The organism is Paenibacillus sp. BGI2013 (assembly GCF_002843485.1).
Lineage (GTDB): Bacteria > Bacillota > Bacilli > Paenibacillales > Paenibacillaceae > Paenibacillus > Paenibacillus amylolyticus.
The window spans coordinates 238,426-253,411 of the sequence record NZ_PJFA01000008.1; the positions used below are offsets into that span (position 1 = coordinate 238,426).

Genomic DNA, 14,986 nt, shown 5'->3' on the forward strand with positions numbered 1-14,986 from the left:
CTTATTGATCTATACGTGCTGGCTCTATCAAAGATAAATCAAAAAGTTATTTTCCATTTTCGATGAAAGAGGGTAATAGAAATGTCTGAGAATAAAATAAAAAACATCATTGGCACGAAGTATACCGACAACCCTATCATCAATTATTTAATATACTTGATGCTCGATCCTGAACAACCATCTTATGGTGGTACTACATATGATGAGTGGCGAAAAGAGAATGATTTAGATGTAATATGGTTAAACGGAGACTTGCATGCCGATACTATATTTTCGGTATGGATTCCCTTGAAAATGAGTTTAAAAAGTATAGCAGGAGATACCTTTAGCTATAAAGGGAATAGAAGAACACCCTCAAAAGAAAATGAGTGTTTTAAAGACATCATACAAAATATTAATCACTATTTACCGCCCGAACATGCTTTAGTAAAAGAGTTGTATCAATTTGCTGATTTAGCTTCAACAAGAGCTAATGTGATGCGGTTGCCAAACAGACAAATGCAAAAACGTGGTTTTTTCTATTTCGATCAAATGCCTAAAACACTGTATGAATGTTTTGGGGAAGGAAGGTTCAATACATATTTCGCTAGCGATAACGCGGTCAAAGAATGGGTCAAAGAAGAGAAGATGGAAATGTTCTTTGATGGCTCGATTTCAAGGAATACGATCAAACCCTTAATATCTCGAATGCAAGCTTCTGATTGTGAGTGGCTCAAAGAGAGTGACGACATCCTAGAGATGCTTGTGCAATATAATGAGATCCTACGCATAAGAAGCGAAGCGTCGCTAAGATCAAAGGTGTAGGAGGAAGTTATATGGCTTGTATCTATGAAATGAGTGACATACATGGTGAACTCGATATTCCACAAATGGCTTTAAATTTTGTTGATTTAATGATACCAGAATTGTTTATTGGCAATTATATCAAGCTGGGAAACGCTGTAACGAGTCAAGACCAAGTCACGGAAAGAGCGACATAAAGCATGGTTAAAATTTAGGGAGGAGAATCCACAACTGGGCATAAACGATTTGCGGAAGTCAACTCCTAAAACTTAGGCCTGGTTTACTTATATGGATCAGTAATTTCTATTTGATCATGTACCACAAAAGGTAGATAGAGGAGAAGGACAATTTCATGCAAATTAGCAAGATAGGGATGGTCAGGTGCTCGCTCAAGTTGGGAGGGTATTTGAGTATTTGCAAAAGGAAGAGGAAAGCTTTAGTAGGATTACCATTGCAAAAATTCAATGCAGAAGAAATACCTCGTCAAATTGTCATATACTAAACAATTATTGGAGCGATACGCAAAACGTTAGAACAATTTGGTGAGCCGTAGAATTCAATGGGCAATCGCTTAGATGAAAAAAGATGGTGGCCCCCCCTATATAATGGGGGGATAAGAAATGGAGGAATAAGAAGGGCGAATTCGACGAATTTGCTATAAGCATAATTAATTCAGAGGTTTCAAAATCCAAAGGACACATGAGGGTATATTCTTTTTATCAAATAAGGATATCCCAAAATTGATTGGTAGATAGATTTAAAGTGTTTAGACAAGAAGTTGTACAGGAATCCTACAAACTCCACCTTGGTTTAGCAAAGGAGGAAAACTCGGTGGACAGCAGACAATCACCTCAAGTTGTTGATAGCCGAGATCTGCGAAGACTCGTTCAAGTGGGCAAAGAAAAGGGGCTCTCCGCATATCAAGTGTTACTAGAAGCTGGGGTTAATGTAGCTGACTTTGCTTTAAATGCTGGAAGTGACGCTGGATGATGCCTCAATTTCCAAGCCCGTACGAGGACGAAATTTTGTACAGCATCATCAGTCGATATGCTCTTAGAAGCGGAAATACAAGCCATAGAGCTGTATTGGTTGATGTATTTTACTCCGATGGCTTTACCGCTTGCTTAGTCCCACCACCTCTAGTTTGGGCCGATGCAGGCGACGAAGAAGGTGATGCCATGGCCTCTTCCGGTATTTTCTTGCGAACAGAGCTCAAGGCAATGCCTCCCGCCTCCCTTGCATTAGGAAAGTAAAGACGGATACTATCCCCTTGCTCAGGCATACAGTACCACCCAGTCTGATCATCCGAAGCATACATGGTGGAATAAGGGAACAGATTGGCTGTTGCGAGACTCCATTCCTGATCACAGTCCAACTGGACCTTAACCTCATCTCTCACGACGCCCATAATATGTAATGAAATGGATGCACCGACAAGGCGTGAGTTGTATCGCTTTCGCTGATAAGCAGACTTTATGTGCCCGAGCACATAATGGTGGATAAGTAGCCCCTGCTGCATTTCGGTCCGAATCTCAAAGACGTTGAGCCTATGGTGGCCTTAAACTGAACCTCATCCCCAATCTGCAAAACTCGGTCATGAACCTTAACTTCATATCGGATATAGTCCTGCTCACTAAGGCTGCTTGCGCCTTGGCCTTCTTGCTGATAGGTTGGGCAGCCTGATCAATCCGGTTCATATATCTCTTGCGACTGCTCTCACATTCCTCAAATCACTGTTCCATATAACAATAAATCTAGCTTACATCATTTAGAATCCCTCTTGCGGGAATCTCTCTCTCACGTTGCCGGTCACTCCGGTGTAGCATATAAGCCGGATCTCCCTGATAGAATCCAAACGGTAGGAAGAAAGAAGGAGTAGCCATTGTGCTACTCTTTTTTTATGCGCGTTTAGGAATTTATGAGAGAACAAGAGGCGCAGGATCACACGCAGAAGTGTAAGCAGTAAATAAAGCCTTATTAGCTAACCCGGGTGCTAATATCGACGATTTGCTAGTGTATGTCATAAAGCCAGGAAGCAAAACAAAACCTGTAACGGACATAGCATTTCATACATGTCCGCACTGTAATTATATTCTTTCTGACTTATAGTATTTTATTCAGTAGAGGGGAGTGCACAACAATGGAGGAAATAAATATACTATCGAAAGAAGAAGTTCTTTTAAACGGTTTAGAATTTACAGGAGATGTCTGTTTTGATGGAGAGTACGGGGACCAAGTTTTCGATAGGTCTATTGAAGTTGGGGGGAATCCAATAACAGGACTTGTTTACGAAAAATATAGCAATGGAAATTTGGCTCTCTATTGTTACTGTCTGGATGGAGTTCCTGATGGTGATTATGTCACTTATTACGAAGATGGTAAAATTGAAGGATTTAAACGTATGCATAAGGGGAAAATTGCTGGAAAGTCTATTTCTTGGTTCATGAATGGTGAGATTAGGTCAACATCAGAGTCTCTTTATGGTTTTAAAATTACCTACAAGAATGGAATGAAACAAGGGAACTAATAGAAGAAAAGCTTGAACCAACCCCATCCGAGAAGGACATAATAAGAAAGTGGACAGAACAAGACGCAAAATGAACTTATATACTATTTTATATCAGCTATTCCTCTTGACTAATTATCTATGAAAATGGGGTAACCTGTAAGTTTGAAGAATAGTTTGCTAGTTCAACGACACCTTAAACATTGAAAATTCTCAACTTTACGTTTCAAAGGAAATAACCTTTCATATTTAACAGTAGTACTTTCGTCTGTGAATACTTATAGCTTCGATACAATTTCCAAGAGTTTAAAAAGGAAGTGCCACACTCATTACTAAAGTAAAAGAGAGCTGCAGCAGGCGGTTCTCTTTTACTACTTTATTGATACACGTTCATAATGCAGAGTCATTATACTAGACCCTCAACTTTTGTCCGATATTCCTTTGTTACAGAGGAAGGGGCAAGTCTAAAAAACTAAAGCTTTTTCGATAAGTATGAAAAATTCATAATTTGATTATTATTAGTTATTCAGTATCAATTGATCCCATTTAATTAATAAATAATCCAAAATCCCCTCTTCATCAGAAGCTTCTTTTAACTTTAATAAATTAATTATGTCTGCATCTTCTAAAAAAATTATATAGCCTTTAAATTGGTGAGTAACATCCTTGCAACGTCGTAGCAATCTAGTGTAATCATTAATTTGGCGACACAAGAGAATGCCAAAATTACCTCGATCTGGTCCAAACCTTCCGAGTAATTGGTCGATTTCAGGATTCTGAGGATCTGAGGAGTAATTTTTACATTCAATAAATACCTTAGGGCAATGAATTTGGTAACGATCCCTAATGAAGGCGAAAAACCCCGAATTATCAAAATTGTCAAAAGTTATATCTACTCTTTTCCTTCCCTCATTTAAGTCTATTTCCTTTTTCCCCCTTTTTAAGTTACCTTTAAAAATTTGTGTTAAACAGTTATAAATTAGATCGTGATAAGCTCTGGCATTTTCTTTACCCGAAGGTGTTTCCTCCAGCTGTTTAATAAGCAGATTGGCTTCAATAGGATTAGAAGTGTTATCTAATGGTGAGCTTTGTTTTCTTACAAGGGATAATAACTCAGCAAAATCAGATTGATTGATTTTTGATTGATTCTCTTTATAGAAATCAAACAATGTAATTATGTGATATGCATTAGGCTGAATGTTCTGTTCCTCCATAAAGTCTGTTAAATAATTTAGAAGGTCTGCTCGTTCATTTTCGGATTTTGAGTTGAGTGCAAGTTCTTTAATCAACTCGATTATAGAATCCCAAATCTGCTCACGCAATTGGACTGAAAAGGGAGAAAGTTCTTCAACGTCCGGTGGATATAACAGATATTCGATAGGATAATCTCTAACGAAATCTTTTTTAATTCTTGCCAAATTTGATATAAATATTTTACCATTTCCAAATGCCTCATTTAACGGTGATTGCTCAATGACATCTAGTCCTATATCATCGAAAATATTGCAACCATCAAATTCCTCAGCAGCATATTGAAATCCGTATTCATCAATAGTAGAGTAAACAGGGCGATATTCTATTATTCCAGATTCAAACCAAAAGATACGATAACCTTTCGAACGGTACACATATTGAAATCTCCCGAAAGCGGCGCCATGGATACCATCTTTCAAGATAAATCCCTTTTCAGGAAATAGCGTTACATGGTTGAGTTTATTTTCTGGTTCTTCCTTACCTCTATCTCGATGTGACTGAATTCCTTTTAGTAATTTTTCATTTGTATTTTCTGTCTTTTCAACAATAGGAACGTATATATTTTTTGCAATTTCACCGAAGATTCCATGTTCAACTAATACTTGATGAATTTCTTTCAAGTCTAATTTATTAATATTAGGTTTATTTCTCCAACTGTTTTCAAGAATTCTACTAATAACTCCTTGTGTTAGTTTGTCTGGTTTTAAATATTTATCGGACATTATCATATTCCTTTTCTAATATAGAATTATATAATATTGCTAAACTTATTATACTTTTGTAACATTCAAACGTACAATAATAATTTTGCAGTGTTGTCTGTTTGAAAGCTACATAAGAAACTGAATGGTACAAAGTGGCTACAAAGCATGAGAAACACGCAGGGTCTACACGAGATCTATATGTTGTTTCATTGTGGATGAATCATGGAAGCGATTCTGTGTACACTCTCAGGCAAATTCGTTAAGGTCTCATGTGTGGAAACCCGACCGGACCAGTGGTGTGTATTTATGACTCTCATAATAGAAATAAAGCAGATTATAACACGCTTAAAGTGTCCTGCCTGAAAAGTCCTCGGACAAGTAAAGTGAATACATCAATGCTTGTACGCAAATACGGTAAAGGATCTGATGTATGGCCTGTACGGGTGGAGGGGAACTTCCGCGTGGAGTATCGCTTTTGATGTGGTCGAATTTGCTACCAAAGATGTAACTTCTGGAGATGTCCTAACAATAGGCTGTAGTGTTGAACGGGTGGCAACTATAACAATGAGGGATTAACAATAAGCAAGTTGCCTGTGTGCGGCTTTTCTTTTGCTTTTATACAATAAAATGAAACTCTAAAAAAGTGTTTGCGACCAAAATGTTCCAAGGACGTATGATATTCCTGATACTACAAGAGGGGGAATTTTAAATGTCTGAGCGTGATATCGTTTATGAGATTCTTAAGATCATTCAGTCAGGTAAAGAACCATTTAAGGAAGACATCGGAGCCGATAAAGAGTCCTTCGATGAATGGATGGAACAAATTCACGATGATAGACTCGCTACCAATATTTCTGTTTATAAGGGTGGCAGAGGCAATAAAATAAGTTTGGTCAATGCCAAAGGATCAGAGTTAACCAAAGCAGGATGTCAGTTAATTGAACTTAAAGAAGAAGGCAAGATTTAAGAGTAACCATCGTGGAGCTTTTTCTTTTGCCTTCATATGACTGGATATGTGCCATTTTAAGCTTGTTTATATGAGGACATATGGCCTTGTGTGTGCTTCGGTCCATTGAAGAGCGGATAACAGGAGCTGAGTGTGCCTGACGCTTGCATATGATGGCACCCCAACGTTGAAACCAACTCAACACAAATTTTGCTTTTGCTTGACCCATGTGTGTATTTGTCTAATACTAGAAATTTATTAAATATAATAGAGGGAGGAATGTTTCATGGGTGAACCAAATCTTGCCCACTAAAGCAATGGGTGTGTGATTTGTGTGGGCAAATCATGGAAGTTGATAATGGTTGGTTTGAGTGGTACGAAGAAAGAGGTACAGGTAAAGTGAAAGGGTTTAGAATAGTACATAATTAAGATGAGAGCTTCTATAATTCTCCTCAACTTCATAATGAAGGCAAAGCAAGTCGAGATATGCATCTTCATTCTTTTTTAGGTACGAATGGACTCGTGACTTTGATGGAAATATTCGAACGAGGTAACGTAAAAGATGTAAAGGAATGGACTGAAGTGGTTCGTAGGCTTCATGTGGATTATTACGAAGAAGCTAGGATTTACTGGTCAGCAGCTAAAGCGGATGTTTTCTTGGATGGTTCAAATGGAGTTAGTGAGTATTTACCTAAGAACTTAAAAGATTTGGTCGAATACTATAACAGATAAAGCGTCCTAGGATGCTTTTTTATGCCTTAAAATCATTGGAGGTAATTGATATGAACATCAGTATCGTGCCGATCGATCAGTGTTGACCTTCAGCCTGGAGAATTTGAATATGAAGCTTCGCAAAAGCATAGAGGAATTCAGTTATGTAGAGCCGATTGTCGGTAACTAACGTACTGAGCATATGGTCGGTGGCCATTAACGTTATTATGTCATGGTCAAAGAGATGAAATATAACTTTAACGAAGAAATATCCGATAATACTGCTATAAATAATCTTGAGGAGGAACTGACATAGCAAGAAAAAGCTTGAATCAATACCGAAGAATCATGAAGCCAGTAGATAAGGCAGAAAGTATTGAAGATACTGTATCGGCTTTGAAAAATGTAGAAGCAGAAATTCAGTGTTTGTCAGATAAGGAGTTAACTTTGCTAAGATCGGATATCAATTCAATTTTAGAACAAAACAAATTAAGCCCAATATTGGGGGTATGTATTAGTTTATTAATATTTACATTGCCACTCTATTTTACAAGCATTAAGGAAATGCTTGTGGAAACTGCTAAAATGATTATTAGTAGAAAGATTGAAACTGGGCAAGCGATTGATCAGGAAAGAGTCATTTCCCTCTTAAGTATTCTCATGAATTTCTTACCCGCTCTAGGTGCTTTGACTATAGCCTTAATAATGTTCAGTCAGATTACTAAGTTACTTGAAAATGCCAGGTATCTGAGTTCTTTAGATAAGATTATTGAAGGAGTTATAAGAGGACGTGAAATCTTTTCTACTAATAATGATAAAATATATGAAAAGTTGATTGAAAAAAAACTCTTATGATAGTTTTTTAAATTAAACAGATTCTTGGTGATGAGGGTAGTGATGAATTGTATGAGAATTTCAGACTAGCTCCGTAGTAACTCTATAGTATGAAGAAGTTTAGAAAGAGTCTTCAATTATCTTGCATAATTCTCGATATCTCTCAGATTCTTTCTCATCGATAGTCGTTACCAGTTTAGTTTGGTTCCCGCTTCTTTAAGACATTGATTGCTCTTCTCAGGGGCGACTCCAGCAGCTTTCTCATGTTAATTTTAGTGCATTCAGGCGCTGGTTAGTTATAATCTTTACGAATCATTACTGCGCAACTTATAATTCTCCGATATTCTTCCAGCCTCGTTTTTCGTTCTTAAGAATGGATCCTAACTTTCTATCTTACGTTAATTTAATTGCTTTTCTTAAGATTAAGCGACTCCGATTCAAGGGTTTTTGAGAAAAACAAAACATCCTTTTTTTGGATTGATATAAGTAAGAGATGATGCCTGAGAATAATTGGTATCATTTCTTAGGAATAACAGCACTTAGTTAACTTTGATTCAGCACCTAAGAATTAGATGAAATCGATTTAAGGATAAATTAAGTAAGGTCATAATGTAAAGAAACCAATTAATTAATGAAAGAATAGTGTGATTTTTTTAGTTAATCTTCTCTCTCTTTTTGACATGCCCAGTTATTACATTGATAGCTTCACTTATATTTTTAAGTAGAGTCTCTAATTGGCTAGCATTGTATTCAATACCTTCATGAATTACTCTATTTCTAATTTTTACGATTAATTTAATTCTCTCAGAAGTCAATTCATCAATAAGTTTTTCTTCAAACATAACTTCAGCTGCTTCAAATGGTCCAACCTCCTCAAGAGAATTTTCTTGTAAAACCTTTATTAGAACATTATTTAATTTTTTGAATTCGCTCATAAATTGACTGAAAAGTACATCAGTATTAATAATGATATTTTCTGTGAGTTCCTCTTTATCTGATGTACTGATCTGAATTTTATCCAGATTATCTATAGCTTCTCTCAACTTAACCTCAATTTCATCAACTAATGTACGTAATCTTATAAATTCTTCTTTGTTAATTCTGTTGTTATGGGCAATTTTATTTCTAAGGTCATATAACGATTCCCATCTCTTCTTTAAATAATCAAGATCACAGTCCACAATAGTTGAAAAGTACCTCTCCCAATTCGATTTGGGAGCATAGGACTTTAAATCGTTTAAGGACAACTCTTCAATACTTGTAACAGATTTTATTTTTTCAATTAAAGTAGGTGATTTTTCAGTTTGATATTCTAAAAATAAAAAATTAGCAAGTTGAATGAAGTCAGTTTCATAAAGATATTCTGGTGAATTTTCAATATTTTCTTTAAACTTTTTCTTAACAGAATCCTTAACTAAATTAGGGATATAGGTTTTTGTCCATCCAAATCCAACATTAATTAGCATGAATTTAGTGATAAGTTTCCTCATCAAATTTTCTGTAACATGAATAAGTGGATAAGCCTGAACTGCATAGTAAAAGCTCATATCGTCCCACAATGTCTGAACAGGGGATTTACTTACACGTGTAAGTATTGTCCGTACATACTTAAGTAATTCTTCAAAATGATCAACTTTATTTACTTCAAATGTCTGTAGTTTTATATGGAAATAACGTTGTTGTTCATTTAATACTTCAGTTTGGACCAGATAATTTATTGTGAAGTCTCTATAAGTAAGAGTCTTCTCCTCTATTTTCAGAGTATTATTAGCCTGTAACAAATGATTGAAAGAGGTTAGATCTGTGCAAATCGAATCCTTAGTATCAAAAACTACTAAATACTCAACGTTAAAAGATTCAAAATTCATCAATTTCAACTCCTTAATTTCTTTATGTACTTTAAATACTATAATTACCATGGAAATAAATTAAAATCCACTTAACGATAATAGCAGTCTACTTTTTGTGTTCTTTGAGTCCAATATACCCAAAGTTAGTATTTACTGTAAAGACATATTCTGTATTGATAAATTATTAACACTAGTTATGAGACTCTTTATTTAAATTTTTAGAGTTTCAAGTACCATAATTACCTTTTTACTGTCCGCCTCATCCTCATAAGAATCAGCTGACTTCACCAAATTATTAAGCTCGAGACCCTTTATAAACTCCCATATGGTAACTATAAATCTATTTATCAAATATTGTATGATATGATTACAGGAATAGAGTACCGGTTGGAGAATGTGTATAATGAAAGAAAAGTTGCTGGCTAGTTCTCTAATATCTCTTTTGCTTTTTTCTGGTACATCAAGTGTGATAGCTCATCAACGAAAATGCAAATCGTGGTCATACGTGTTAGACCAATTGTGCAAAATGGGAACTGGACTAAATATGGAGAATATCATTATCATGGCAGTAGTTCTTTCTCAAGTTCGAAGCATCGAGTAGATCATCGTCATCGTCAAAATCTATAAAATCAAAAATAATTAAACCTACTACAATGGCAAGTCTTCTATATTGAGTACTGCTCCAAAAGCCATAAAGGGAGATACATACATTCCTGTACCTGCCATTAAAGGTTTGGTTTATCCATGGCACATTAAATATTGAAATCCAGATCATTTCGTGGAGGGAGTTTGCTCTTCATTTTCTCTGAATCAAGCTAGAAGCGTGTATCACTTACTGTTTTGTTTCCTTATAAATATCGATTGTTTAAACCACTAATACATATCTTAGAGTACACTTATGTTAACTAAAAAAGATCTGCTAAAACAATGGCTGGTTAACCATGAACTATGTTCATTTACAGCGGGAAAAGTAAATGCGGTACGGGCAGTTTCTCAAACAATAGAACAATTACTATTAATTGAAGGTAGATTTAAAGTTAGCATTTATATCTTATACAAAGTGTCTGAAGTAGAAGGAAACGTACCAGTGTATGTTGGGCGAAGTAAAAACCCTCTCATTCAAGGGAAGGCACATTTAAAAGGCCTAATGATGGATTGGAGGTTTGCACGAACAGTGGCTATACTGCTACTAGATGATGCTGATAAATTCATATATGATTTTGCTTATTTATTGTTACAGATTCCGCTCTTGACTCACTAACCAATCCCTGGATTCTATTGCACCACTGGTTCCGTTTAATACTAGCTTGTATGTTTGATATCCGATGTTTATCCAGATACTCTTTTAAAACATAAGGGAATAGACAATGATTTCAGTTAATAAATGGCCTAAATCGAACAGAGGGTATTCTCAAAGATGGGAGGGAATCAATTACGTTATGGGACAGGAGACTTAGATTATTTTATTCCTTTATATTTAGGGAAAGGCGGATAAAAAAGGGATTAAGAATGAGATCAGTGCACATATATAAAAACATCCGTAAGAACTCTCATATGTTTGCAAGATGGGGAGATGGACTTGCATATCATATCGGAGATTTGAATCACGTTCTTCTTGAATTTGAAGGCTATAAGAAACCATCGGAAGAAATACGAGAGGTGGGCTGAGTCATGGTTTTTATGCAGATTGGTATATATTTTATCAGCTAACTATGCTCTTTTGAAAAAGATGAACTTATTTAACCCTAAGATATAACTTTAAACAACATGAAATCGGATGAACGAAAAGCTTGGGTTAAGGAAGTAGCAGAAAACATACTCAATCTAGATGCTAGTCCCATAGATTTTTATGCAGGGCAAATACAATTTCAATAGTTAAATCGGACTTTTTGACACATGTTTTGAAGCATAATAAAACCTTGTCAATTTGTATACTTTTTGACAATGAAATGTCTCGCTATAAGTGGCTTTATGAGGTAAGTGGTATGCTTGTACTTACAATCATCGCGTGGTATGCGAACAGGGATTAGATAGCACTCTAAGCTCACTGGCGATGCTGTAAAGTCAGGGGGGGTTACATCGTGTATACACATGACGAATACGTAAATGCCGTTAGCACTTCTACAGCCCGACTATGGGTAATTTTTAATGCAATATGAATACATAATATTCCAGCTTATGTTACAATCGATTTATTAAATAAGGTAAGAAGGAGTTTAATGAAAGACATGCAATACTCCATTTGGATTGAAGTAGAACATTAGTCTGAAGGAGAATGGAACGTTTATAATTATAAAACTGATGCAATAGTTACATTTGAGATGGGTTAAGATAGATGAAGGTTAGATGAAGATTTGTGCCAACAACCATTAATTTTGTAAGTAAACCTAATGCTTTAGATAGCAATTAACTTCTACGGTTAAATTAATACAAGAATTTATATAAGGAGAAAAAAATGAAGCAAAAAAGATTTCAAAAAGAATTAAAATCTATATTATTTTTCGTATTAGAATATGGAATTAAAAGCCTTTCGTTTAAGATGACAGATGTTGATGAACTAAAAAGACAATCACAAGCAACAGAGTTTATCTCAAAAGTTCATAAGGGATTTATGCAAGCCCAAAACTTAATTCTACAAAACCTATTATTATTGGGTGAAGAAAAGAAAAAGACTAAAGAGAGAATAAAGGAATTAAATAAACTTCGTGAGGATAAAGATATTATTCAAGTACTTAAAGAAAAGGTGCAGATAATAGAATATCAAGAGAATGTATTAAGAAAGGTAGCAGATACAATTGCATGGCAGATACTTAAAAGTGATATAACTGTGATTAGAAGGCTATACAACTTTTCTGCGCAAGTAGAAATATATAATTCTAATTTAGAACATGATTTAGAAGTAGTTCAAGAAATATTTGAAACTGACAATGAGAGATTTCCCTTAATTACCGATATAACTTCGTTTATTCAAGTAGGTGATCTACTGATTAGAGATCGAGATAAAATCAATATATTAGAACTAAAAGAAGGAAAGGTAAATGAACAAATATCAGACATATTAAAAGAACACTTAGAAGTTCAAAGTGGTGAGAGAAAATTGTATTATGAATTAGAAAACAAAGATGATAAATTTAGAAAACAATTTCTTCGATATGTTAAACAAGAGGCTACTGCATTAAATACTATTCAAATTATTAATGAGGGTGAGGGAACAGATAGTTTAGGAAGGAACATAAAAATAATAGATAACGTTTTTTATACGGAGCATTTCACTGATACTATTCAATCTATGTTGGAAGAGGTTAATAAAAAAAATTATTCTATTAACTATATAGAGGATTGTCTTGCTGTAGGCGTATATAACTCAACTAAAATACCAATGCATTATGCCTTTGATGCTTGGAAGAAAGGTATTGGTATTGACTTTCCCACAGTTGACATTAGAGGGTTTTTTAATAATCCAGTGGGGCATCCTTTGTTCTTACACCCTTTTAATATAGATGATAAAGTTAAACTTGTTACAGGAGAAAAACTTATTCTGATGTCACTAAATATACATGCATGGCTAAAAAAGTTTGAGGGGAAAAATGTGAATGCACGTTTATTGTCAAAAAAGGAAACCGCAAAATTTAATAATACTCCTAAACATTCAAAAGCTTTTGAATATAATGGACAAGCAATTGAAATAGAACAAGGTAATATTAAACAAATTGTTTTTGGTGGAATTTTTGAAAGGATGTTTAATCAATTCCAAAAGCCATCTTCCCTAGTGGATTTCATTAGTATGACTCTTGATAAGGGGAAGTTAGAGTTTAGTGAAGAAAGAGGAATGTAGATAATTTTTGGACTAATCTGTATCCAATATGTAAATTAGAATAAAGAAAACCGATAAAAAGCAACTCTGTTATGAAAAGAGTGGCTTTTTATCAAACAATAATGTAGCTATTGTGGTCAAAACTCATTTTGTGTTTAGATACGGGGAACCGTACACAAGTGACGGCGAAAAATTGGGGTGTGGGTGGGGATAAGAAGACTGTAGTAGTGATGGAGCTAGGTGCTATAGAGAATATGTTTAACCCCCTAAAAGATAATTTCTAGGCGGGGGCGTTTGGCTTTGAGAGACAAAAATTTCCAGATTCGTGGTATGATTGTGGTACTTATGGATTCAAATAGACTTATGCAAGTAAGTCGTATTGTTAAATATTAGTGATTAAAGGGTGTGAGGAAATGTTAAATGGATATGTTTATATACTTGTAAATGAAAGTTTTTAGCAGCACTGCTTTCCCTGCACCTTTTAAAGTAGCTTATGGAGTTTTTTCTAACGATTATGACAATTTGGAAAAGCTATACATATTGAATTGAAAGATTTTAGAGTAAATGCAAACAGGGGATTTTTTCAATTTCCTCTCCATTAGGCAATTCAAATGGTCAAAAAATTTCCGGAAATACTAAAAGGCGATGAATTAGAAAGTTCTGAGGCAATAGAAATTTTACCTAGGATAAAGGAGAAGCTTGGTCAATATTTAAATCCTTCCATTTCCTTAGTTAGAATTTATCAAACCATTGATAGGGTCTATTTAAGTAGTTACTTAAGACCAATTTATAGCTGAATATTTAAAAGATCAACTGATTATTTTACAGAAGAAGGAATTCAAGAAATGTATGATAAAGAACGGTGATTGACGAGATTAATATTGAGTTTATTAAGAATAACATCACATAACTCAAATATTTTAAAATTAACTCTTTACATAGAAACGCATTTATTCCATATAGTAAAGGTCTTATTGCTCATTATGAGGAGCAAGTTAGAAGAGTACAAAAAAAGGGGCAATTCAATTGGACAATAATATTTATAGGCAGTTATATGAAACTTATGCAGCAGCAGTAGCCTATATAGCGGTGGAAACCAAGGATGGGGAACAAGGAATTGGTAGTGCATTTCATGTCGGTGAGGGAGTGTTTATAACAGCCCGTCATGTAATCGAGGGAAACAGTATATTGAAGATGGGCACTACTGAAAGGGCGCGTCGGTTGACTAGACGAAAAATATGAGTTGAGAATAACTACATTCCACTACTGTTATCTACTCGATATTATTAATGTTCTCAAAAAAAGCAGGGGATTTCTATTATCTTTTATTGGTGAGTTTGTTGGCAAAGAAAGATACACATTTGTGATTTGAATTGATTCTTATGCGTAATGAAACACAATGTAAAGCCATGGATAATTTGCTTTTCCTCGCAATATTTACGATTTTGTCTTATTTTTCTAGCTAAATCGATATGGCTTGAATCATGTTCAAGTGGTGTTGCAATTTAATACTCTTGCTCACACATTTCTATTACAGGTTCCAGCTTTAGCTCAGTGAGAGCGGAACTCGTTATCTCAATAGCT

At 34.9% G+C, this 14,986-nt stretch carries 12 protein-coding genes and 2 pseudogenes; 11 read left to right on the forward strand and 3 right to left on the reverse strand.

Features of this window, described 5'->3' with window-relative positions:
* Nucleotides 1-81 precede the first annotated feature (81 nt).
* The 4 genes and pseudogenes from CXK86_RS20410 to CXK86_RS33040 form a co-directional block, all read left to right on the forward strand.
* Entirely contained in the window at nucleotides 82-804 is a 723-nt protein-coding gene (locus CXK86_RS20410) for a hypothetical protein (protein WP_101314429.1), read from the forward strand.
* Nucleotides 805-815: 11 nt separating this feature from the next.
* The gene (locus tag CXK86_RS32210) at nucleotides 816-980 is read left to right on the forward strand and encodes a hypothetical protein (RefSeq protein ID WP_180361822.1); all 165 of its coding nucleotides are present in this window, start codon (nucleotides 816-818) and stop codon (nucleotides 978-980) included.
* 634 nt (nucleotides 981-1,614) lie between these two features.
* Nucleotides 1,615-1,773, forward strand: a complete 159-nt coding sequence (locus CXK86_RS32215) for a hypothetical protein (protein ID WP_180361823.1) — start codon at nucleotides 1,615-1,617, stop codon at nucleotides 1,771-1,773.
* Nucleotides 1,773-1,850 (forward strand): annotated as a pseudogene (locus CXK86_RS33040) (hypothetical protein); the annotation flags it as partial. The gene CXK86_RS32215 and the pseudogene CXK86_RS33040, both read left to right, overlap by 1 nt.
* A 32-nt stretch (nucleotides 1,851-1,882) precedes the next feature.
* On the opposite strand, the gene CXK86_RS20415 reads toward CXK86_RS33040, so the two are convergent.
* Nucleotides 1,883-2,272 carry a hypothetical protein gene (locus CXK86_RS20415; RefSeq protein ID WP_180361824.1) on the reverse strand — a complete coding sequence of 130 codons (390 nt, stop codon included), beginning with the start codon at nucleotides 2,270-2,272 and terminating at the stop codon, nucleotides 1,883-1,885.
* A gap of 651 nt (nucleotides 2,273-2,923) precedes the next feature.
* Between CXK86_RS20415 and CXK86_RS20420 the strand changes: the two genes are divergently transcribed.
* Nucleotides 2,924-3,310 carry a toxin-antitoxin system YwqK family antitoxin gene (locus CXK86_RS20420; protein WP_101314431.1) on the forward strand — a complete coding sequence of 129 codons (387 nt, stop codon included), beginning with the start codon at nucleotides 2,924-2,926 and terminating at the stop codon, nucleotides 3,308-3,310.
* Between the two features lie 497 nt (nucleotides 3,311-3,807).
* Here the strand turns inward: CXK86_RS20420 and CXK86_RS20425 are convergent, their stop codons facing one another.
* Nucleotides 3,808-5,265 carry a hypothetical protein gene (locus CXK86_RS20425; protein WP_101314432.1) on the reverse strand — a complete coding sequence of 486 codons (1,458 nt, stop codon included), beginning with the start codon at nucleotides 5,263-5,265 and terminating at the stop codon, nucleotides 3,808-3,810.
* A gap of 153 nt (nucleotides 5,266-5,418) precedes the next feature.
* On the opposite strand from CXK86_RS20425, the pseudogene CXK86_RS32715 reads away from it, so the two are divergent.
* The 4 genes and pseudogenes from CXK86_RS32715 to CXK86_RS20445 all read left to right on the forward strand — a co-directional run.
* A pseudogene (locus CXK86_RS32715) lies at nucleotides 5,419-5,705 on the forward strand (terminase B); the annotation flags it as partial.
* A gap of 251 nt (nucleotides 5,706-5,956) precedes the next feature.
* Entirely contained in the window at nucleotides 5,957-6,214 is a 258-nt protein-coding gene (locus CXK86_RS20435; RefSeq protein WP_101314433.1) for a hypothetical protein, read from the forward strand.
* Between the two features lie 510 nt (nucleotides 6,215-6,724).
* A complete protein-coding gene (locus CXK86_RS32220; protein ID WP_180361825.1) occupies nucleotides 6,725-6,925 on the forward strand; it encodes a hypothetical protein in 201 nt (66 codons plus the stop codon).
* Nucleotides 6,926-7,252: 327 nt separating this feature from the next.
* On the forward strand, nucleotides 7,253-7,759 hold the full coding sequence (locus CXK86_RS20445) for a hypothetical protein (protein ID WP_180361826.1): 507 nt from the start codon (nucleotides 7,253-7,255) through the stop codon (nucleotides 7,757-7,759).
* Between the two features lie 632 nt (nucleotides 7,760-8,391).
* Here the strand turns inward: CXK86_RS20445 and CXK86_RS20450 are convergent.
* Complete coding sequence (locus CXK86_RS20450) at nucleotides 8,392-9,606, reverse strand: HEPN domain-containing protein (RefSeq protein WP_101314436.1); 1,215 nt, start codon at nucleotides 9,604-9,606, stop codon at nucleotides 8,392-8,394.
* A gap of 880 nt (nucleotides 9,607-10,486) precedes the next feature.
* On the opposite strand from CXK86_RS20450, the gene CXK86_RS20460 reads away from it, so the two are divergent.
* Together CXK86_RS20460 and CXK86_RS20465 are read left to right on the forward strand one after the other, a co-directional pair.
* Entirely contained in the window at nucleotides 10,487-10,849 is a 363-nt protein-coding gene (locus tag CXK86_RS20460; RefSeq protein WP_101314438.1) for a hypothetical protein, read from the forward strand.
* Nucleotides 10,850-12,043: 1,194 nt separating this feature from the next.
* The gene (locus CXK86_RS20465; RefSeq protein ID WP_101314439.1) at nucleotides 12,044-13,423 is read left to right on the forward strand and encodes a hypothetical protein; all 1,380 of its coding nucleotides are present in this window, start codon (nucleotides 12,044-12,046) and stop codon (nucleotides 13,421-13,423) included.
* Nucleotides 13,424-14,986: the final 1,563 nt, after the last annotated feature.